15 protein-coding genes and 1 pseudogene are annotated in these 20,383 nt (G+C 73.7%); 5 read left to right on the plus strand and 11 right to left on the minus strand.

All coding sequences use genetic code 11. The features are described 5' to 3' along the window. Positions 1 to 155 precede the first annotated feature (155 nt). The gene (locus tag BEK98_RS28930) at positions 156 to 833 is read right to left on the minus strand and encodes a hypothetical protein (protein ID WP_094219619.1); all 678 of its coding nucleotides are present in this window, start codon (positions 831 to 833) and stop codon (positions 156 to 158) included. 309 nt (positions 834 to 1,142) lie between these two features. Between BEK98_RS28930 and BEK98_RS28935 the strand changes: the two genes are divergently transcribed. Beyond that, positions 1,143 to 1,985 (plus strand): SDR family oxidoreductase, encoded by an 843-nt coding sequence (locus BEK98_RS28935; RefSeq protein WP_094219620.1) that lies wholly within the window; start codon positions 1,143 to 1,145, stop codon positions 1,983 to 1,985. Between the two features lie 25 nt (positions 1,986 to 2,010). On the opposite strand, the gene BEK98_RS28940 is transcribed toward BEK98_RS28935, so the two are convergent. Together BEK98_RS28940 and BEK98_RS28945 are read right to left on the minus strand one after the other, a co-directional pair. Beyond that, the gene (locus BEK98_RS28940) at positions 2,011 to 3,702 is read right to left on the minus strand and encodes a DUF885 domain-containing protein (protein WP_094219621.1); all 1,692 of its coding nucleotides are present in this window, start codon (positions 3,700 to 3,702) and stop codon (positions 2,011 to 2,013) included. A gap of 33 nt (positions 3,703 to 3,735) precedes the next feature. After that, entirely contained in the window at positions 3,736 to 4,239 is a 504-nt protein-coding gene (locus BEK98_RS28945; RefSeq protein ID WP_094219622.1) for an Lrp/AsnC family transcriptional regulator, read from the minus strand. A 60-nt stretch (positions 4,240 to 4,299) separates the two neighbouring features. On the opposite strand from BEK98_RS28945, the gene BEK98_RS28950 reads away from it, so the two are divergent. Beyond that, entirely contained in the window at positions 4,300 to 5,499 is a 1,200-nt protein-coding gene (locus BEK98_RS28950; protein ID WP_094219664.1) for a trans-sulfuration enzyme family protein, read from the plus strand. Between the two features lie 62 nt (positions 5,500 to 5,561). Here BEK98_RS28950 and BEK98_RS28955 read toward each other — a convergent pair whose 3' ends face one another. The 5 genes from BEK98_RS28955 to pdxR all read right to left on the minus strand — a co-directional run bounded on the left by BEK98_RS28955 (position 5,562) and on the right by pdxR (position 14,487). Further along, entirely contained in the window at positions 5,562 to 6,992 is a 1,431-nt protein-coding gene (locus tag BEK98_RS28955; protein ID WP_244202046.1) for a GNAT family N-acetyltransferase, read from the minus strand. A 135-nt stretch (positions 6,993 to 7,127) separates the two neighbouring features. Continuing rightward, entirely contained in the window at positions 7,128 to 9,800 is a 2,673-nt protein-coding gene (locus BEK98_RS28960) for a DUF7824 domain-containing protein (protein ID WP_094219623.1), read from the minus strand. After that, entirely contained in the window at positions 9,797 to 11,203 is a 1,407-nt protein-coding gene (locus BEK98_RS28965) for an SWIM zinc finger family protein (protein ID WP_094219624.1), read from the minus strand. Before BEK98_RS28965 ends, BEK98_RS28960 begins: the two co-directional genes overlap by 4 nt. 159 nt (positions 11,204 to 11,362) lie before the next feature. Then, the gene (locus BEK98_RS28970; protein WP_094219625.1) at positions 11,363 to 12,949 is read right to left on the minus strand and encodes an alkaline phosphatase D family protein; all 1,587 of its coding nucleotides are present in this window, start codon (positions 12,947 to 12,949) and stop codon (positions 11,363 to 11,365) included. Between the two features lie 107 nt (positions 12,950 to 13,056). Next, positions 13,057 to 14,487 carry a MocR-like pyridoxine biosynthesis transcription factor PdxR gene (pdxR, locus tag BEK98_RS28975; RefSeq protein ID WP_094219626.1) on the minus strand — a complete coding sequence of 477 codons (1,431 nt, stop codon included), beginning with the start codon at positions 14,485 to 14,487 and terminating at the stop codon, positions 13,057 to 13,059. A 47-nt stretch (positions 14,488 to 14,534) separates the two neighbouring features. Here pdxR and BEK98_RS28980 point away from each other — a divergent pair. Next, a pseudogene (locus tag BEK98_RS28980) lies at positions 14,535 to 15,368 on the plus strand (EamA family transporter); the annotation flags it as partial. Positions 15,369 to 15,464: 96 nt separating this feature from the next. Here the strand turns inward: BEK98_RS28980 and BEK98_RS28985 are convergent. Then, positions 15,465 to 16,295, minus strand: coding sequence for an alpha/beta fold hydrolase (locus tag BEK98_RS28985; RefSeq protein ID WP_094219627.1), 831 nt, complete (start codon positions 16,293 to 16,295; stop codon positions 15,465 to 15,467). Between the two features lie 105 nt (positions 16,296 to 16,400). Then, positions 16,401 to 17,054 (minus strand): NADPH-dependent F420 reductase, encoded by a 654-nt coding sequence (locus BEK98_RS28990; protein WP_094219628.1) that lies wholly within the window; start codon positions 17,052 to 17,054, stop codon positions 16,401 to 16,403. Positions 17,055 to 17,175: 121 nt separating this feature from the next. Between BEK98_RS28990 and BEK98_RS28995 the strand changes: the two genes are divergently transcribed. Then, complete coding sequence (locus tag BEK98_RS28995) at positions 17,176 to 18,060, plus strand: RNA polymerase sigma-70 factor (RefSeq protein WP_094219629.1); 885 nt, start codon at positions 17,176 to 17,178, stop codon at positions 18,058 to 18,060. Between the two features lie 261 nt (positions 18,061 to 18,321). After that, the gene (locus BEK98_RS29000) at positions 18,322 to 19,083 is read left to right on the plus strand and encodes a GntR family transcriptional regulator (RefSeq protein ID WP_094219630.1); all 762 of its coding nucleotides are present in this window, start codon (positions 18,322 to 18,324) and stop codon (positions 19,081 to 19,083) included. Between the two features lie 88 nt (positions 19,084 to 19,171). On the opposite strand, the gene BEK98_RS29005 is transcribed toward BEK98_RS29000, so the two are convergent. Beyond that, complete coding sequence (locus BEK98_RS29005; protein WP_094219631.1) at positions 19,172 to 20,329, minus strand: ROK family transcriptional regulator; 1,158 nt, start codon at positions 20,327 to 20,329, stop codon at positions 19,172 to 19,174. Between the last annotated feature and the right edge of the window lie 54 nt (positions 20,330 to 20,383).

The raw sequence follows: 20,383 nt of genomic DNA on the forward strand, positions 1-20,383 counted from the left end.
ACGCTCCGCCCCTTCCGGTGGCCAGGTCCGGTGCCCACCACCACGTCACGCGCGGGCATCTCCGGACGGCGGTCATGTCCCGCTCGCCAGCATGCGAGCGGCGACGGGGGCCGCGCGCGCTCAGGCACGCCGTTCGAGTGAAGGGCAGCGCGGGGTCACGCGGACGCCGTGAGGCGCGACCTGGCGCGACCGCCCGCCACCATGATGTGGACGCTGAGCACCAGCGACCATGCGGGGAAGACCAGCTCCGCCCAGGGGACGTTCGAGGAGACGAAGAGCAGGGTCAGGGCCGTGAGGAAGCCCAGCACCGAGAGCCAGCGCGGGAGCACGCCGAGGCGGTGCCCGATCACCGACATGGAGCACACGAACACGGCCGCCATCCGCATCGCGTACCCCGTCAACAGCGTGTACGCGAAATGACGGCCGAAGTCCCAGGTGGACAGCCCGGGACTGGTACCGGCGGGGTGCGCGACGGCCAGCACGGCACCTGCCGCCGCCGCGGCGCCGAACATCGTGGCGGTGAAGACCAGTCCGCTGCCGAGGAAGACGGTGGCGAGGAACTTGTCCTCGACCGCCCCTACGTGGGCCCGGACGGCGCCGACGAACCACAGGAAGAAGATGCCGGCGAACGGTACGAGTGCGAGTGCGGTCTTCACCGCGCCTTGCCGCGTGGAGTCCGTGAACGCCTGAGGGGTGACCGTGTCGGCCCCTTCGGGAATCCCCAGCCGGATCAGCACGATCGCCGCCGACAGCAGCAGTGCGAAGACCACTCCGGCCAGCCCGGCGGCCCGCGGGGTCTCCATCGCCTCCTGACCCGGCCCCTTTCCCTGCATAGCGGCCCGCCTCCTCCGATTCGCCCTTCGGCACCAGCAAGCCGCCTCACCACGGGCTCCGCCACCGGGGGGCGGCCGTACGGCCGAACGGGGGCGGTCCGGCGGGGCGCGGTGCAACGGCACACGCTCCGCGCCCGGTCCGAGAACCCGGCTGCCAGGGAGCCCGGCTGCCAGGGAGCCCGGCCCGGTCGGCCGGACCACCGGGCCGCGCCCAGGGCCCGCGTGCCGGGGCACGGCTCATCCCCGGCCCGCCACGGTGTCCCTTATTCCCTCGCGCTCGGCCCGGCGGACTCCGTACCGTGCTCGTCCATGCCCACTTCCCCGCACCCCGCCCCCGAGGAACTGCGCCGCGACCCCCTGCCCCTGCGCGGCCGCACCGCGCTCGTCACCGGGGCCAGCAGGCGTGCCGGTATCGGGCATGCGGTGGCCCGGCGGCTGGCCGCGTACGGGGCGAGCGTCTATCTGCATCACCATGTGCCGCACGACACCGCGATGCCCTGGGGTGCCGACAGCCCCGAAGCGGTCGCCGACTCCGTGCGCGAGGTGCTCGGCGACCCTGGGGCGCGTGTCGTCATGGGGCCCGGCGACTTGTCCGACCCGGCGGTTCCGGCCCGGCTGATCGACGCCGTCGTGGCGGAGTTCGGGCGGCTCGACATCCTCGTCGCCAACCACGCCCTGAGCGGGTCCGACGGCACCCTGGACGAGATCGACGCCGCGATGCTGGACGCCCACTGGGCGGTGGACACCCGCTCGGTGCTGCTGCTCGTCCAGGCGTACGCCCGCTCGCGCGCCCGGCTGCCGAAGGGCACCCCGGGCGGGCGCGTGGTGATGATGACCTCCGGTCAGGACATGGCGGGCGGGATGCCCGGCGAGATCGCCTACGCCCTGCAGAAGGGCGCCCTCGCCTCGATCACCCGCTCCCTGTCCACCACGCTCATCGAGCACGGCATCACCGTGAACACGGTCAACCCCGGTCCCGTGGACACCGGTTACGCCACCGGCGAGGCCCATGCGGCCGTGGCCGCACGGTTCCCCGCCGGGCGCTGGGGCGTGCCCGACGACCCGGCCCGGCTCATCGCGTGGCTGGCCACGGACGAGGCGGGCTGGGTCACCGGCGAGGTCGTCAACTCCGAGGGCGGCTTCCGGCGTTGAGCCCTCTGTCGAGACCTGGGGCAGGTCAGAGCTGGGACAACTCGTCCAGCAGGTCGTCCAGGCCCAGGGAACCCTGCGACAGGGCCGCCATGTGCCAGGCCTTCAGATCGAAGGCGTCGCCGTGCCGCGCACGGGCGTTCTCACGGCCCCGCAGCCACGCCCGCTCGCCGAGCTTGTAGCCGATCGCCTGGCCCGGAATCGTCAGGTACCGGGTCAGCTCGCTCTCCACGAAGTCCGCCGGCCGGCTGCTGTGCGCGCCGAAGAACTCCTCGGCCAGCTCCGGCGTCCAGCGCTCACCGGGGTGGAACGGCGAGTCCGCCGGGATCTCCAGCTCCAGGTGCATGCCGATGTCGACGATCACCCGGGCCGCCCGCATCATCTGCGCGTCCAGGTAGCCGAGCCGCTGCTCCGGGTCCGTGAGGTAGCCCAGTTCGTCCATCAGCCGCTCCGCGTACAGCGCCCAGCCCTCCGCGTTGGCGCTGACCCCGCCGACCGTGGCCTGGTAGCGGGAGAGGTCCTTGGCGACGTGCGCCCACTGCGCGAGCTGGAGGTGATGCCCGGGCACGCCCTCGTGGTACCAGGTCGACACCAGGTCGTACACCGGGAAACGGGTCTGCCCCATGGTCGGCAGCCAGGTCCGGCCGGGCCGCGAGAAGTCCTCCGACGGGGGCGTGTAGTACGGGGCCGCGGCACCGCCGGGCGGGGCGATGCGCGACTCCACCTTCCGCACCCGCTCGGCGAGTTCGAAGTGCGTGCCGTCCAGATCCTCGATGGCCTTGTCCATCAGGCCCTGCAGCCACTCCCGGACCTCGTCGACACCCTCGATGTGCCGGCCGTGCTCGTCCAGGTGCCCGAGCGCCACCCACGGGGTCTCGGCGCCGGGCAGGATCTTCTCCGCCTCCTGCCTCATCTCGCCGAGGATGCGGTGGAACTCCGACCAGCCGTACGCGTACGCCTCGTCCAGGTCCAGGTCGGTGCCGTTGAAGTAGCGGGCCCAGCGCGCGTACCGCTCGCGGCCCACCGTGTTCGGGGCGCCCTCGATGGTCGGCGCGTACACGTCCCGCATCCAGTCCCGCAGCTCCACCACGGCGGCGGTCGCCGTGCGGGCCGCCTCGTCCAGCTCCGCGCGCAGCGCGTCCGGACCGGCGGCGGCGAAGTCCTCGTACCAGCCGCGGCCCTTGCCGTCGGTGTCCGACCACTCGGTGAGCTGCTCGACGAAGGTCGCGGTCGGCCGCGGCGCCGCGTACAGCTTGCGCTCCAGACCGAGCGCCAGGGACTTCCGGTAGCCCGCGAGGGCCCCCGGCACCGCGCGCAGCCGCTCGGCGATCGCCGCCCAGTCCTCCTCCGTCTGGGTCGGCATGACCGTGAAGACGTCCCGCACCGAGTGGCCGGGCGTGCTCATGTTGCCGACCGCGCGCAGGTGCTCGTCGGCCTCGTGCACGGCCAGTTCGGCGGTCAGCCGCTCCCGCAGCAGCCGTCCGCAGCGACGCTCTACGTCACTGTCCGCACCGGTCTGCCGCTCGGCCTCGTCGAGCCGGGCGAGGGTGGTCCGTGCCAGCTCCGCGAGGGCCTCCTGACCCTCGGGCGAGTAGTCGGGCAGCCTGCTCGAACTCTCCTTCACACCGAGGTAGGTGCCGGTGACCGGGTCGAGGGCGATGAGGTCGTCCACATAGGTGTCGGCGACCTGGCGGGGCAGCGGGCTCTGGATCTCAGACATGCCGCCCATCCTCATACGGGGAGTATGCCTGCGTCACCCAGGTATCCGTGATTCAGCTCTGGGCGTGGCCGGAGGCAGCAGCGGCCCGCAGTCCCACTGCTGGAAGATCAACCGGGTCTCCACCCGGGCCACTTCCCGGTGCGCCGTGAACTCGTCCAGCACCAGCCGCTGCAGATCGGCCATGTCCGCCACGGCCACATGCACCAGATAGTCGTCGGGCCCGGTCAGATGGAACACGGTCCGCGACTCCGGCAGCGCCCGGATCCGCTCCACGAACGGCCCGACCAGCTCTCGCCTATGTGGTCTGACCTGCACCGACAGCAGGGCCTCCAGACCGCGTCCCAGCTTCGCCGGATCCAGCCGCAGCTGGTGGCCGAGGATCACGCCCGCGCGGCGCAGCCGGGTCACCCGGTCCAGACAGGTCGACGGCGCCACGCCCACCTGCGCCGCGAGATCGCGATAGGTGGTCCGGGCGTCGTTCTGCAGCAACCGCAGCAAGTGAAGATCCACCGGATCCAGTACGACGGATTCAGCCATTGGCCGAACGTAGCACGGTGTTCGATTCCGATGACCCGTCCGGTGTTCAACCTTCCGCCCATGGACACAGCGAGCACGGGTGCCTACGACGCCGTACGCACCGCATCGAGAGCACTGGCCACCGAGGCCGTGCACGCCGGCCGCGACGACCTCGCCCGGCAGGGCCTGCACGCCCCGCCCATCGACCTGTCCACCACGTACCCCTCGTACGACAGCCGCGGCGAAGCCGCCCGCATCGACGCCTTCGCCACCGACGGCGCCGACCCGGTCGGCCCGCCGATCTACGGCCGCCTGGGCAATCCGACCGTCGCCCGCTTCGAGACCGCCCTGGCCAGGCTGGAGGGCACCGAGTCCGCCGTCGCCTTCGCCAGCGGCATGGCGGCGCTCAGCGCGGTCCTGCTCGCCCGCTCCGCCATGGGCCTGCGCCACGTGGTGGCGGTACGACCCCTGTACGGCTGCAGCGACCATCTGCTGACCGCCGGGCTCCTCGGTACGGAGGTGACCTGGACCGACCCGGCCGGCATCACCGACGCCCTGCGCGCCGACACCGGTCTGGTGATGGTCGAGTCCCCGGCCAACCCCACGCTCGCCGAACTCGATCTGCGGGCCATCGCCCACGCCTGCGGCTCGGTCCCGCTGCTCGCCGACAACACCTTCGCCACACCCGTCCTGCAGCGCCCCGCCGAACACGGCGCACGGCTGGTGCTGCACAGCGCCACCAAGTACCTCGGCGGCCACGGCGACGTGCTGGCCGGTGTGGTGGCCTGCGACGAGGAGTTCGCCGGACAGCTTCGGCAGATACGTTTCGCCACGGGCGGTGTCCTGCATCCGCTCGCCGGATATCTGCTGCTCAGGGGCCTGTCCACGCTGCCGGTGCGGGTCCGGGCCGCCTCCGCGAACGCCGCCGAACTGGCCCGTCGGCTCGCCGCCGACCCGCGGGTCGCCCGCGTCCGCTATCCGCGCCTGGGCGGCGCGATGGTCGCCTTCGAGGTCCACGGCGACCCGCACGAGGTGATCTCCCGGGTCCGGCTGATCACCCCGGCGGTCAGCCTGGGCAGCGTGGACACCCTCATCCAGCACCCCGCCTCCATCAGCCACCGCATCGTCGACGCCGACGACCGGCGCGGCGCCGGGGTGAGCGACCGGCTGCTGCGGATGTCGGTGGGCCTGGAGGACGTCGACGACCTGTGGGCGGACCTGGATCACGCCCTGGGGGAGCGGACCGCGACGCCGATGGCGCTGCAGGAAGCCGTGCGCTGACGGGGTTGCGCACGACAACGGCCCGGCGGGAAACCGCCGGGCCGTCCGTCCGCCGAGACTGCTCAGTCGCGGCGCGCCGCGCCGCCGAGCCGCTCCCCACTGCCGTCGTACGGTGCCCGGACCGCCACCGGGGCGGTGTCCAGGCGGGCCGTGATGACCAGGGTGCCCTCCTCGATCTGGTAGTCCAGGGGCAGCCCCAGACCGCGCATGGCCGCGACCATCCCGGTGTTGGAGGCCTGCGTCACGGCGTAGACGCTCTCGCAGCCCGCCTCCACCGCCATCGCCACCAGGCGGCCGAGCAGCTCGGCTCCGACACCGCGCCGCTGCCAGTCGTCCTCGATCAGCAGCGCGACCTCGGTCTCGTCGCCGTCCCACAGCAGATGCCCGAGCCCGACGATCCGGCCCGAGGTGGTCTGCGCGGCCAGCGTCCGCCCGAAGCGGGGGCTGAGCAGGTGGTTCAGATAGCGCTCGGCGTCCCCGACCGGCCCGTGGTACCGCATGCCGAGGGTGCGCTTCGAGCACCGCTCGTGCATCGCCCTGGCCTCCGCCAGGTCACCGGTGTCCACCCGGCGCACGGCGATGTCGTTGCCCTCCGGCAGCGTCAGCACGTCCTGGCCGCGCGGGATCCGCGGCCCCAGCCGGCTGTCCAGCTCCACCAGGGCCCTGGCCCGCGCGAACTCGGTCGGCGTGAACGGCAGATACGGCCGCTCCACGGTGAGCACACCGCCCTCCGGCGCCCGCAGCCGCATCACGGTGTCCTCGAGGACCCCCTCGACCGGCACGGGCTCCGGCCCGCGACCCCCGCCGACCGGCGTGGCGGGCAGCGAGCGGATCGTGCACCGGCCCAGCAACTGCCGCAGCGCCAGCGGAAGTTCCGCCGCGTCCAGCGCGGTGCGCGCCGCGAGGCCGAGGACCCGGGTGGGGGCGTCCACCAGATCGTGGGCGTCGGCCCGCTCGATCCAGGTGGACGTGCCGCCGGCCAGCGAGACCGCCCGGCTGATCTCGGCCCCCGCCAGCGCCTCGGGCGCCCGCAGCAGGAACTCGTCGACCGTGCCGTCGCCCAGCGGATGCGTCTGCAGGCTCAGGATGTCGACCCGCCGCCCGGCCAGCGCCGTGCACAGCGCGGCCAGCGAACCGGGCTCGTCCTTCACCGTCGTCCGCATCCGCCACAGCGTGCCGGCCCCGGCCACGTCCTGCGCGCCCGGCTCCTGTGCGGGCCCGGCCGACCGCGTCTCGGCGGTCGGCCGGGCACCGGTATCGTCGGCCGGCGGTGCGTGCCCGTGGCGCCGTGCCCACCACGTGTGGAAGCCCGCCGTCGCGGCCAGCACGATCGCCGAGATCACCAGCAGCGCCGGACCGTCGGGCCCGTGTCCGACCAGGTTCGCCACCCCGTCCGCCGCCGCAACGGCCGTGAACAGGGCGGCGAGTTCGACGAGGTCCCGCCGCCAGTGGTGCACGGGCCGTCCGTGCTTCGCGCGGGTCACTTGAGACATGTCTGGAGTCATGCACTCACTGTGAAGGAACGGTGTTGCGTGATCACGAACGGTTTGTGACCGATGGGTAAAGCATGCTTCCGCCCTTTTTGTTGCACTTTCCACTGTTGCGGTGGGCGGTCATTCTGGTCCGACTCAGGCGGCCACCTCCTCGGCGAGCGCGTCCCGCAGCCGCCGCGCCTGGACGACCAGACGGGAGGAACCGCCACGGGCGGCGGTCTCCGCCAGGTGCGGCACCTCTCCGTGCGCCCCGGACCGCTCGGCGCACTCCGCCGCCACGGCCAGCAGGTCCCCGAGACCCCGGGCCGCCACGGCCGCGGCCTCCGGGCGGGCGGTCGCCAGAGCGGCCAGCGGAACGGGCAGGGCGTGCCGGAGCAGCTCCCCTATCGTCGCATTGGCTCCCGTGGCCGCCGCCGTCCGCGCCGACTCGGCCAGCCGCTGCGGCTTCACCGCACCACGCTCCACCAGCTCACCCAGATCCGTGCCCAGCCGCGCCGCGTCGAGCTGCCCCTGCGCGGCCAGCACCAGCAGGGCGTCCACGGCGGCGAGCCGGTCCTCCTGGTGCCGTGCGCCGAGCCCGTACGCCACGCACAGGTGCACGGCCTCGCCCGCCGCGCCGCCGGACTCGGCGAGCAGCGGAAGGACGGCGGCACCGCGCTCGTCCTCGACGGCCGTGTCGGCCAGATCGTGCAGTATCCGGGCCGCGACCAGCTCCCGCCGCTCCGGGAGCACGGCGAGCCAGTGCCGGCGTGCTCCATGGTTCCAGTGGTGGCAGTGCCAGCGGTCGGAGAAGACCGACAGCGGCCGGCCGAGTCGGTGGAACTCCTGCGGGAAACCGTCCTGCAACTCGGGGAGTTCGGCCAGCTCCAGCAGGATCCGCACCCCCTTGGTACGCCGTCTGGCCTCGGGCAGCGTGGCGTTGGTGCCGCCCAGCCAGCGGGCCAGCCGTACGCCCTCCGGAGTGCCGAGCGCTCTGGCCCGCCCCGCCGCCTCCTCGGCCGCAGCACGGTCGTCTCTGCGCACCCGGAGCAGGGCCTGGGCGAAGTCGGTCGCGCAGACCCGGGAGTCCAGGCGCCGGTACTCGGCGAGGCGGTCCACCAGCTCCGCCGGCTCCAGCAGGCCCGTGCTCCAGGTGGGCGTGGCGAGCAGCAGCGGCATCGGTTCAGTGCGCAGGCGGTAGGCCACCTCGCGGAGCCGGGCGTCCAGGACGCGGGAGAGGCCGCTGTGCGCGCACTCGTGTTCGTTCGGCCCGCGCCGTACCGCGTCGAGGAGTGTGGCCGTGCGTACCTTGCCGTGCAGGGTCGCGAGGAGCAGCTCGAGGCCGTCCTCGGCGTTGAAGAGGCCGTAGCGGGCGTTGCTGAACATGTCGTCCGTGCGCGGCCACTGCCGGTGCTCGTCGCCGGCCCACCAGCGGTTCGCGATCACCGGGACGAGCGCCTCGCGCAGCGCGTCCGGATCCTGGTACGCGTGCCGCACCAGACCGTCCAGCGCCCGCTCGAACGCGGCCACGTCACCCTCGGAGGCCAGCAGCGCCCCCACCTCTTCGGCCACTTCCTCGGGCGTCGGCGGCGCGGGCTCCAGCCGCACCGGCTCCGGGGCGGGCGGCAGGACGTCCTCGTACACCGCCTCGGGCCCGGCCGCCGCGACGCCGAGCGCGGCGGCCGCCCGCGCACGCAGCGCCGGGATCAACTGCTGGGCGGAGTAGGCGAGTTCGTCACGCACCTCGGTCGAGTCGAGCCTCTGTACGTGCCGTTCGACGAGCTTGAGCGCCCGCTCCTGCACCTGGGTGTCCTCGTGCCCGAACGCCTGGGCCACGACCGGCAGCAGCTCCGCCGCCGTGCCGGGGTCGCGGGAGAGCACCTTGCCGAGCAGGACGAGCTGGGCCCGCACGAGCTTCTTCTCGCTGCGGAACAGCAGCCCTTCGGAGGCCTCCGCCAGCTGCCGGGAGGTCAGGCTGCCCTCCAGCGCCAGGCCGGTGAGCACGGCCTGTGCGTGCGAAGCGACGGGGGAGACCGCGTCCCGGGACAGCGCCGTCCAGTCGGGGATCCGCGCCCGCTCCTCCTCCCGGGTGAGCGCGAGTTCCGTCAGCATCGGCAGGAAGATCCGGTGGTCGGTGGGGCCGCCGCCGCGCAGCAGCCGGGCCACACAGGCGTCGACCAGGAACTCACGGTCCAGGGAACCCTCTTGGGCGAGTGCCGCGAGGGCGCTCTGCCAGGAGCCTTGACCTTCGCCGAGCAGCCAGCGGACCTCGGCGAAGTCCGAGAGCGTGAACAGCCCGCCGAGCAGCGCGGCGAGGTTCGGCTCGCGACGCAGCCGGTGGGCGACGCCGTCCCGGGGCCAGCTGCCGTCGCCGATGCCGATGTGCCGGATCCAGCCGGTCACATAGGCGTCGGTGACGGGGACCTCGCAGCCCGATCGGCTCACCAGCCCCGCCATCAGGTCGTACGGCACCTGCGCCGACACCGGTCGCTGGGCCAGCCGGTGCGCCACATCGGCCAGCCAGCCCGTGTCCCGGTCCTCCAGCACCCGAAGGAGTGACTCCGTGGGTGCCTGTCGCCACCGCAGGTCGCTCGCCGCGAGCCAGGCGGCGGCCGCCGCCGCTCCCGTGTGGCAGGCGGCCCCGGCCAGGTGCAGCGCCGGGCGGACCCGCTCCGACCGGTCCTCCCACGGCGGGACGGCCCGCAACTCCTTGCGCAGCTCCTTCAACTCCGGCAGCGATGTGCGCCGTTCGGTCGCCGTCATGCCCTTCACCAGCCGCAGCGTCTCCGCCGTACGCCCGGCCCGTACCGCCTCCGTCAACGCACTCATCGCACACCCCCGTCGATCGCCGCCATGTCCTGTCCCACCGCGGCGCCCCGCCGCACCATCCGCACCGCCAGCGCGTGCTTGCACGGCCCGCGTCCGCCCCGGTACTTCGCCCACCACAGACAGCTGCAGGTGAGCACCCCCGCCGCGTCCCGCACCCGGTGCACATGTCCGTCCTCGGCGGTCACCGTGGCCAGGGCGCCGTCGAGGGTCACCGCGCCCGCCGCGACCAGGGCTCCGGCCGAGCGCAGTCGCGGATTGTGCTTCTCGACGCGCTCGGCGTCGTAGGGCAGCTCCCGGTGGAAGTAGGCCGCCTCCGCCGTGTCGTATCCGACGCGGCCCGAGGTGCCGAGACGGACCAGGGCGGCACGCACCCGCTCGGGCGTGAGGCCCGAGGCGGCCGCCAGGTCGGCCACGTCGATGCGGGGTTCCCACGCCAGCAGCACGGCGATCAGCTCGGCGTCCCCGGCGGCCTCCTCGGTGGCGAGCGCGTCCAGGACTCCGCCCTCGCCGGAGAAGCCGCGGGAGGCGTCCGGTGACAGCGTGAGCGTGAGCCGCATGCCGGGCAGGACCACCTCCCAGGCGGCGGCCGTACTCGCCGTACCGCCGACCGCCGGGCCGTACACCCTGAGGGCCGTCGCATGCCGCAGCACCCGCTGCAGCGCGGCCAGCCGCTCCGGACCCGGCAGGCACACCGCGCCCGGCACCGGCCGCGTCGTCGGCCGCAGCCCGCGGCCCACCGGCACCACCCAGCGCGGTCCGCCCGAGGCCCGCCGTGCCCCGCCCGCCCTCGGCAGCCCACGCAGGAACCGCACCGCCTCGTCCGCCGGCAGCTCGGCCCGCAGGTCGAACCCGGCCGCGATCACCTGGGCCTCGGCGAAGCCGCGCAGCCACCGGTCGGGCAGCGGGACCTTCTTCTCCACCACCGGGCCGTCCAGCGTGGTGACCGCCAACTCGTCCGGGCCGACCCGCAGATGGAGCGGATCGTCCGTGCCGATCCGGGACAGGGCCTCGCGCAGCGGGTTGTTGACGTCGACGTTCGTCGTCCCGTGCCCCACCTCGCCGCCGTCGAGACCCGGGGTGAGGACGTCCAGCCGTGCGTACACCCCGCCGCAACCGGAGAAGGACTCGAAGCGCAGCCGGTCGCCGTTGCCGGTCACCACCGGGTCGAGCGAGGCGCGCAGCTGCGGCTGGTAGTAGCGCGCGGCCGCCACGTCGGCCACCGCCAGCAGCGCCGCCGAGGCCACCTGAGGCGAGGTCAGAAAGCCCGCGAAGAACCGCGGATGGTCCTCGACACCCATGGGTGTCGCACCCCGGGACGTTTCCAGCCCGAGGCGGCGCCCGTCCGCCGCGGACTCGAGTGCGGAGGGTCGGCGATAGGCCACGGCCTGCAGTGATCGCGTCATGGGAAAAACCGTAGAGGCGACCACTGACAATCGGCCTGACCTGCGAAAACACCCGCCCGGCCGAGGAGTTGGCAGACAGGGACCGTGCCGCGCATCGGGGGATGACGCCGGTGCGCGGCACGGCTTCGAGGGTACGGGACCCGGCGGCCCCGCGATGCCCTACTGGCCGACCCGGCCCGGCTGCAGCGTCTGCGTGAACAGCACCGTGCCGTCCTGCTCGCGCAGCCGCACCGTCAGTTCGCCGCTGTCGCCGTCGATGTCGACCTCGCCGAAGAACTGGTAGCCGCCGGCGGGCGAGACGTTCGACGCGGTCGGCGCCTTCACGAACACCCGCTCCGGACCGAACGTGTTGTCCAGCGCGTTGGCCGGGAACGCACCGGCGTTCAGCGGTCCGGAGACGAACTCCCAGAACGGCTCGAAGTCCGTGAAAGCGGCCCGCGCCGGCTGGTAGTGCTGGGCCGAGGTGTGGTGCACGTCCGCCGTCAGCCACAGCGTGCCGGTGATCCGCCGGTGCTTGACGAAGCGCAGCAGCTCGGCGATCTGCAGCTCACGGCCCAGCGGCGCGCCCGGGTCGCCCTGCGCCACCGCCTCGAAGTTCGGCTTGCTCTCCATCGGGTCGGGCACCACGAGGCCGAGCGGCATGTCGGCGGCTATCACCTTCCACACCGCACGTGACCGGGACAGCTCCCGCTTGAGCCACTCCAGCTGCTCCCGGCCGAGGATGCCCTGCGGGTCCACGGTCTGGTTGTCGGGCGAGTTGGCGTTGCGGTAGGTGCGCATGTCCAGCACGAACACGTCCAGCAGCGGGCCCTGGCGCAGCACGCGGTAGACGCGGCCCTCCTCGGCGCCCGGGCGCAGCGTCGAGACCGGGAAGTACTCGCTGAACGCCCGCCGGGCGCGCGCCGCCAGCACGTCGATGCTCTTCTCGGTGTACCGGGTGTCGGTGGAGGCGATCACCTCGCCCGGGTACCAGTTGTTGCGGACCTCGTGGTCGTCCCACTGGATGACGGACGGCACCTGGGCGTTGAACCGCTTCAGGTTCTCGTCGAGCAGGTTGTAGCGGAAGTTGCCCCGGTACTCGGCGAGGGTCTCGGCGACCTTCGCCTTCTCCTCGGTGGTGATGTTCCGCCAGGTGCTGCCGTCCGGCAGGGCCTGGGTGGCGCTGATCGGGCCGTCGGCGTAGATGTTGTCGCCGCTGCACAGGAAGAAGTCCGGGTCCAGCTTCGCCATCGCGTCGTAGATCCGGTAACCGCCGACGTCCGGGTTGATGCCCCAGCCCTGGCCGGCCAGGTCGCCCGACCACAGGAACCGCACGCCGTCGCGGCGGTGCCGGGAGGCGGTGCGGAAGGTGCCGGTCACGGGCTCACCGGTGCGGCGCGGGTCGTCCGGGTCGGCGAGCAGCACGCGGTAGTGGATCTGCTCGCCGGACGGCAGGCCGTGCAGCCGGGTGGTGCCGGTGAAGTCCGTGTCGGAGCCCAGCAGCGGGCCGTGCCATCTGCGCGGGTTGCGGAACGACTCGGTGGCCGAGGTCTCCACGATCATCCGGGCCGGCTGGTCCGAACGCACCCACACCAGGCCCGAGTCGGCGGTCACGTCACCCGTCTGCACGCCCCAGCCCGCCTTGGGGCGGCCGGAGAGGGCGAACGCCGGTGCCGCGCCGAGGCCCGCGGGCAGGGTCAGGGCCGCCGACGCGGCGAGGGAGCCGCGCAGCACGCTGCGGCGGCCGGGGAAGGGACGGTGGGACATGGCTGCGCCTCCAGGAGCGGGATCCGGCCAGTGTGCAGAGCCACACCTACTGGGGCGCTGCGGCGCGCACGCAAACCGCAAGTGAACAACCGGACGCCGGGCCGGGGTCAGCCGTCGAGTGCCTCCGCCATCAGGCGCAGGCCCGCCCGGATCCGGGCCGGCGGCAGATGGGCGTACCCGAGCACCAGCCGCACACCGCCGTCACCGGTACGCGCGTGCGAGCAGGCGCTGAGCGGCCGTACGGCGATGCCGGCGTCGGCGACCCGCTCCAGGAAGTCGTCCTCCGGACCGTACCGTTCGGGCAGTTCGGCGATGACGTGCAGGCCCGCGGCGATCCCGGACACCCGCGCCTTTGGGAAGTGCTCGGCCAGGGCGCCGACCAGGGCGTCGCGCCGCTCCCGGTAGGCGCGCTGGCAGCGGCGCAGCTGCCGGTCGTAGTCGCCGCGCTCCAGGAAGTGCGCGAACAGCGCCTGATCGAGCGAGGGGTGGCCGAGGTCCATGGTCCGTTTGCGCTCCACGACCTCCTCCGCCAGGGCCGCCGGTACCAGCAGCCAGCCCAGCCGCAGCCCGGGGGCGAGGGACTTGCTGACCGAGCCCATGTAGGCGACGCGTTCCGGATCGAGCCCCTGGAGGGCGCCCACGGGTGCGCGGTCGTAGCGGAAGTCCCCGTCGTAGTCGTCCTCCAGTACCAGGCCGTCCACCGACCGCACCCAGTCGAGCAGTTCGGCACGCCGCCGCGCCGAGTACGCGATCCCGGTGGGGTACTGGTGGGCGGGCGTCGTCACCACGGCCCGTACCCCGGACCCGCGCAGTGGGCCGAGGGCCAGGCCGTCCTCGTCCAGCGGCAGCGGTACGGTACCCAGTCCGGCCGCCGCGTACAGGCCGTCGTGCTGCGGACTGCCCGGGTCCTCGACCCCGATCGTGCGCATCCCGCGCGCGTGGAGCACGGATCCGACCAGGGCGCTCGCCTGGGCGACACCGGAGACGACCACGATCCGCTCAGGGTCGGCCACCACGCCCCGGCGGCGGGCGAGCAGTCCGGCGAGCGCCGTGCGCAGCCGGGGCAGCCCGCGCGGATCCGGGTAGCCGAGGTCGTGGTGCGGCAGCTCCGCCAGCACGGCGCGCTGTACGGCGGCCCAGGCGGCCCGCGGGAACAGCGACAGGTCCGGAGACCCCGGGACGAAGTCGGCCCGGGTGCCGGGGGACCGGGGAGCGAGGTCCCGCGCGCGGGGCCGGGCCGCCCGTACCGCGTCGCCCACCCACGTTCCCGCGCCCCGGCCGCTGCGCAGATACCCCTCGGCCGTCAGCTGCTCGTACGCCTCCGTGACCAAGCCCCGGGACACGCCGAGGTCGGCGGCGAGGTCCCGGCTGGACGGCAGCCGGGTGTCCGGCGCGAGCCGGCCCGAGCGGATCGCCTCGCGCAGCGCAGCCTGGAGCGCACGGCCACGCGCGCGTGCCGGTGCCGAAGCCGCGGGCAGCAGCAGCTCCCACGCGGCGGAGCCCGTGAGACCGGCCGCATTGGTCCCCGATGACGTCATGGAAGTGGACCTTAAACCGGACCGCGCCGCTTCCTAGCGTCACGGTCATGAAAGCCACCACCCGCGGCGCTCTGCTCGCCGCACTCGCCTGTGTGCTCGTCGGCGGATCCTTCACCGCCAACAGCGTCCTGGGCCACTACCCGTACGCCGGGGGCCAGTTCCTGCGTTACGCGCTGGCCTGCCTGCTGCTCGCCCCGCTCGCCGGACGGGACGCAGGCCTGCGGCTGCGCGCGCTCGGCGCCCGCCAGTGGCTGCGCCTCGCGCTGCTGGCCGCCGTCGGCATGGTCGGCTTCAATCTGGCCGTCATCGCCGCCGAACGCGGCGCGGAACCCGCGGTCCCGGGTGTCTTCGTCGGCTGCGCACCGGTCGTCGTCGCCGTCCTCGTCCCGCTCCTCGACGGGCGCCGCCCGCAGCGTGCGGTGCTCCACGGCGCGCTGCTCGTCGCCGCCGGCGCGTTCACCGTGCAGGGCTGGGGCCGTACGGACGGGGCCGGGATCGCGTTCTCGGCGTGCGCGCTGGGCGGTGAGGTGGGGTTCGCGGTCCTCGCCGTGCCGGTACTGCGGCCGCTCGGGCCGCGCCTGCTGTCCGCGACGGTGTGCGCCGTCGCCGTCGTCGAGGCCGCGCTCACCGGCGCGGTCCTGGACGGCGGAGCGTGGCTGCGCCGTCCCGACGCCACGGAGACCGCCGCGCTGCTGTGGCAGGCGGCGGTCGTCACCGTGATCGGGTTCGTGTGCTGGTACATGGGCATGCAGCGGCTCGGAGCGGAGCGCGCCACGCTCTTCTCCGGGCTCATCCCGGTGGCCGCCGCCTGCACCGCCCCGCTCGTCGGCACCGGCTCCTACGGGCCCGCGCAGGCCGCGGGCAGTGCCCTGGTGGGCGCCGGGGTCGCCCTCGGCTCCGGCGCGCTGGGCCCCGTCGGCGGACACCCACTCACCGCGCGACGCCCCGCACGCCGACGGCGGTCACCGGCTGCCGTCTCAGCGGCTGCCGTCGAGGATCACACGGGCGACCAGCGCCGGGTCGTCGTTCATCGGGCAGTGCCCGCAACCGGGCAGCCGCACGAGCCGGGCGTGGGGGATGATCGTCTTGGCGCGGACGCCCTGGCGGCGCACGAGGAGCCGGTCCCGGGTGCCCCAGCCCACGGTGACCGGCAGGCCCGGCAGATCGTCCGTGAACTGGACGGCGCTGCCTGCCCGCAGGGTCGCGTCGAAACCGGTGGCCCCCGCGAGCGCGAGCGTCTCGGCGACCACGGCCTCGGGTGAACGGCGGGCGGGGCGGCCGTAGATGGTGCTCGTCAGCGCGGTGCGCCCGGCCGCCGTGCGCGACAGTCGCTCCACCAGGGGCAGCGGGAGCCGCTGCGCGATGCCCCGCATCGTGAGGAGCAGCGCGAAGGCGTAGCGCCGCTCGGGCTGGGTCCAGAACCCGGCCGGGGAGAGCGCCGTGACGGACCGTACGCGCTTCTCGCGGCCCAGCTCCAGGGCCAGCAGGCCGCCCAGCGAGTTTCCGGCCACGTGCGGGCGGTCCAGCTCCAGTGCCTCGAACAGGGCGCCGAGCACGGAGTTGGTCGTGGGCAGGTCGTAGGCCAGGCCGGCCGGCAGGCCGGGGGACGCACCGAAGCCCGGCAGGTCCACGGCGATGACGTCGCGCTCCGTCGCGAGGATGTCCACCACCGGGTCCCAGGCCTGCCGGTGGTGGCCGATGCCGTGCAGCAGGACCAGCGGTTCACCGCGTCCCACGCGCGCGTAGGAGACGGTCACGTCCTTCGGGCCGTGCGGAGTGGGGACCGTGAAGGAGACGGTGGCGGACATGGGGTGCTCCTCGTCTGGGCTGCTGACGGACGCCGTAGACAGCTTGTCAGCAATTGCTACCGACGGGTAGCCCCTTGGGGTCGGGCCGCCGCGCCCGCGCCGTCCTCAATGCTCCCGGCGCACCTCGAAGTTGAAGTCCGCGTGGCCGAACTTCTGGAAGAGGGTGAACCACAGCGGCAGCAGCATCTCCACGGCCCGCGCCGACCGGACACCGCCCAGGTCCAGGACCCGCTCGGCCGGCCAGCCGAACTCCCCGAGCAGCTCCGTCACCTGCCGCTTGGCGCCGGCGTCGTCACCGCTCACGAACAGATGGTGCTCGCCCGGCACCCGCCCCGGAGCCACCATCACCTGGCAGTTGACCGTGTTCAGCGTCTTCACCACACGCGCGCGGGGGAACGCCCGCTGGATCTGCTCGGCCACGCTGTCGGACTCCACCGGGTCCAGCCGCAGCTGACCGTCGTCGAACGCCACGGGATTGCAGACGTCCACCACGACCTTGCCGTCCAGGTGCTCCGCTCCCGCGGCCCGCAGGGCGTCGAGCGCCACCCGGCCGCCCACCGCGTTCACGACCACGTCGGCCACCGCGGCCGCGTCCGCGAACGAACCCGCGTGCGCGCGGCCGCCCGCGGCCGTGGCCCACTCCACCGCGACCGGATTGTCCTTCGTCCGCGACCCGAGGGTCACGTCGTACCCCAGCTCCACCAGCCGGCCGGCCAGCGTGCGGCCCACCTCGCCCGTGCCCAGCACCGCGTAGCGCATCGGTCACCTCCCGGACCCCGGCCGCCGGCCACCGGCGGTCCGCGGACATTGTGATCCGGACCAGTACGGAACGGGCCGATTCCACCTGGACACCGCCGCGCGTGTCGGATGGGATGGGACGGTGAGCGCCGACACCACGACCGACGTCTTCGAAGAACACCGGCCCTTCCTCATGGGCGTCGCCTACCGCATGCTCGGCCGTGTCGCCGACGCCGAGGACGTGGTCCAGGACGCCTGGCTGCGCTGGTCCCGCGCCGACCGCGAGGAGGTCCGCGAACCGCGCGCCTACCTCGTGCGCATCACCACCCGGCTGGCCATCGACCGGCTGCGCCAGGTGCGGGCACGCGGCGAGGCGTACGTCGGCCCGTGGCTGCCCGAGCCGTACGCCACCGACTTCGTCGGCACCGTCCCCGACACCGCGGACCGTGCCCTGCTCGCCGATTCCGTCTCCCTCGCCGTGTTGGTCGTGCTGGAGTCGCTGTCGCCGCTGGAGCGGGCCGTCTTCGTCCTCAGGGAGGCCTTCGGCTACCCGTACGCCGAGATCGCGGCCCTGCTCGACCGCGGCGAGCCGGCCGTACGGCAGCTCGCCGGGCGGGCCCGCCGGCACGTCGAGGAGCGGCGGCCGCGGTACGAGGTCGACCCCGCCCAGCGCCGGGACCTGACCGAACGCTTCCTCGCGGCCGCGGCCGAGGGGGACCTGGAGGGGCTGATGACCCTGCTCGCCCCCGACGTCCGGCTGGTCGCCGACAGCGGTGGCAAGGCGAAGGCGCCGGTGCGGATGCTGCACACCGCGGACAAGGTGGGCCGCTTCCTCGTCGGCGTCGCCGGAAAGGGCGTGCTCGACCTGTCCTTCCGCCTCGTCGAGGTCAACGGCGGTCACGCTGTGCTCACCCTGTCGGGGGACAAGCCCGACAGCGTCTTCCAGGTGGATGTTGCCGACGGTCGCATCACCACCGTGTACATCATCCGCAACCCCGACAAGCTGCGGTCCTTGGCCGGCCACTGAGCCGTACCACCCCCGAAAGCCCTCGTCGTACGGCGAGGGCTTTGCCGCGATGTCACACATGCGGCCGCGTACGAACGCCTCATGGCGGCGTACGAACGCCTCGTGAACGCTCCACGGCGCCGCCCCCGTCCCTTGCCCCAGGGATCGAGGATTGGTCTTGACCAAGGGTGACGGCCGCCCTATGGTCGCAGATAAGTGCAACAACCTTTAATAAACAAGGGCGCTAAAAACCGCCGGACCACGGCTCTTGCGGAGGACAGGGTGGGGACCACGCAGCTGGAATCGGTGCCGGAACCGAAGTACTGGCATCTCAAGACCGTGCTCACCGAGGCACTGGACTCGGAGTTCTCGGTCGGCGAGATCCTGCCCAACGAGCGCGACCTCGCCGCCCGCTTCGGCGTGGCCCGAGCCACGCTCCGCCAGGCCCTGGAACAGCTGGAGCTGGAGGGACGGCTGCAGCGCCGCCGCGGTGTCGGCACGACCGTCGCGCCCCCGCGCGTGGGCGTGGCCGTCGGCAGCGAGCAGCACATCTGGCCGGGGGCCGGCGACGACGCCTGGCAGCCGGTCGACTGCGACCAGTCCGCGCCGCCCGCGGCCGTCGCCGCCGCCCTGGAGACCGCCTCCGGCGAGACCGTGCACATCGTGCGCCGCTCCCGGATGTCCCACGGCCAGCTCGTCGCCACCGAACTGCTCTACGTCCCGGCCGCCTCGGTGCCCGACCTGACCGGGATCGACGCCCCGTCCGGCCCGGCACGCGCGCGTGCGGTGCTGCGCGAGCTGCAGCGCCACGAGCTGGAGGGCCAGGACCGCGCCGTCGAGCTGGGCTCGGCCCGCGCGGACGACGCCAAGGATCTCGACCGGCTGCCCGGAGCGCCCGTCCTGGTCGTCACCACCCGCTTCTTCGCCGGGGGCCGTACCGCGGCGCTCTCCGTGGCGACCTACCGCGCCGACACCTGCCGGCTCACCTTCGGCGACTCGCCCGACGTGGAGATACACCACGACCCCGAGCAGCGGGCCTCCTGACTCCTGGGGTCTGCTCGACAGTCCTGAACCCCAGGGCCTCTCCGACCCTTCCCGCGCGCCCCGGAACTCCGCCGGGGCGCGCCGGGTCTCACCGCCGTGCCGTCGCCGTTCCCTCCACTGCGAACAACTGCTCCTCGACGTGGTCCAGGGCCAGGCGCAGCGCCCCCGTGGCCACGGCCGCCTCGCCCAGCAAGGACAGGGCCACCCGGGGCGGGCGCAGGCAGTAGCGGTCGAGTTCGCGGCGCAGCGGATCGAGGACGCCGTCCAGGCCAGCCGCCCAGCCGCCGATCACGACCAGCTCCGGGTCGAGGGCCAGCACCAGCGCGGCCACGTCGTGGACGAGCCGCTGGATGAACCGCTCGACGGCCGCCCGCGCGCGCTGATCGCCCTTCCTGGCGAGCGCGAACACCTCGGCGACCGCCTGCTCGTCCAGCGGGTGCAGCGGCTCGTCGGTGGTGGACAGCAGCGTCTCCGGAGTCACCTCCCGGCCCAGCAGATGCAGCGCGCCGATCTCCCCGGCCGCCCCGCCGTACCCCCGGTGCAGCCGTCCGCCGATCAGCGAACCCGCGCCCGGACTGAGCCCGGCCAGCACGAACACCACGTCGTCCGTCTCCGTCGCCGCACCCTTCCAGTGCTCGGCGACGGCCGCCGCGTTGGCGTCGTTCTCCACCAGTACCGGGCACTTGAAGGAGCGGCTGAGCCGCTCGCCGAGCTTCAGGCCCGTCCACTGCGGCAGGGCCGTGCCCAGCCGTACCGTGCCGTCGGCTTCCACGATGCCCGGTGTGCCCACGCCCACCGCCCGCAGCGAACCGCGCGCGACCCCGGCCCGGCGCAGCAGCTCGGCGACCGCGCCGCGCAGCCGCTCCAGCCGCTCGTCCGCCTCGGCCGTCTCGTCCACCTCTTTGGCCTGCGAGCCCAGTACCCGTCCGTCCAGGTCGGACAGGAGCGCGGCGACCCGGTGGGCGCCGATCTCCAGGCCCAGCAGATGCCCGGCCTCGGCGCGGAACCGGAACCGGCGGGCGGGTCGCCCCTGGCGGCGGGCGGTGCCCTCCTCGGCCGCCTTCTCGACCACGAGCCCCGCCTCGATCAGCCCTTCCACGACCCCTTCGACGGTCGGCCGGGACAGACCGGTGACCCGGGTGATCTCGGTGAGCGTCGCGCAGTCCGTGGCCCGCAGCGCGTGCAGCACCACCGCGGAATTGATCCTTCGCAGCAGCGAGGGATCGCCGCCGGTCAGCTGCCCCACCGTCCGTCCTCCCAGCTCGCGGGCGTGTTGGGCGGATCGTACTCGGCCGGGCCC

The sequence above is a fragment of the Streptomyces diastatochromogenes genome, from assembly GCF_002242805.1.
GTDB lineage: Bacteria > Actinomycetota > Actinomycetes > Streptomycetales > Streptomycetaceae > Streptomyces > Streptomyces diastatochromogenes.

Excerpts from the sequence above, each read along its gene's own strand:
- BEK98_RS28950 (WP_094219664.1), top strand. The coding sequence starts at position 4,300 with ATGGACACAGCGAGCACGGGTGCCTACGACGCCGTACGCACCGCATCG.
- BEK98_RS28985 (WP_094219627.1), bottom strand. The coding sequence starts at position 16,295 with ATGTCCGCCACCGTCTCCTTCACGGTCCCCACTCCGCACGGCCCGAAG.
- BEK98_RS28990 (WP_094219628.1), bottom strand. The coding sequence starts at position 17,054 with ATGCGCTACGCGGTGCTGGGCACGGGCGAGGTGGGCCGCACGCTGGCC.
- BEK98_RS28960 (WP_094219623.1), bottom strand. The coding sequence starts at position 9,800 with ATGAGTGCGTTGACGGAGGCGGTACGGGCCGGGCGTACGGCGGAGACG.
- pdxR (WP_094219626.1), bottom strand. The coding sequence starts at position 14,487 with ATGACGTCATCGGGGACCAATGCGGCCGGTCTCACGGGCTCCGCCGCG.
- BEK98_RS28935 (WP_094219620.1), top strand. The coding sequence starts at position 1,143 with ATGCCCACTTCCCCGCACCCCGCCCCCGAGGAACTGCGCCGCGACCCC.
- BEK98_RS28940 (WP_094219621.1), bottom strand. The coding sequence starts at position 3,702 with ATGTCTGAGATCCAGAGCCCGCTGCCCCGCCAGGTCGCCGACACCTAT.
- BEK98_RS28965 (WP_094219624.1), bottom strand. The coding sequence starts at position 11,203 with ATGACGCGATCACTGCAGGCCGTGGCCTATCGCCGACCCTCCGCACTC.
- BEK98_RS28955 (WP_244202046.1), bottom strand. The coding sequence starts at position 6,992 with ATGTCTCAAGTGACCCGCGCGAAGCACGGACGGCCCGTGCACCACTGG.
- BEK98_RS28945 (WP_094219622.1), bottom strand. The coding sequence starts at position 4,239 with ATGGCTGAATCCGTCGTACTGGATCCGGTGGATCTTCACTTGCTGCGG.
- BEK98_RS28930 (WP_094219619.1), bottom strand. The coding sequence starts at position 833 with ATGCAGGGAAAGGGGCCGGGTCAGGAGGCGATGGAGACCCCGCGGGCC.
- BEK98_RS28970 (WP_094219625.1), bottom strand. The coding sequence starts at position 12,949 with ATGTCCCACCGTCCCTTCCCCGGCCGCCGCAGCGTGCTGCGCGGCTCC.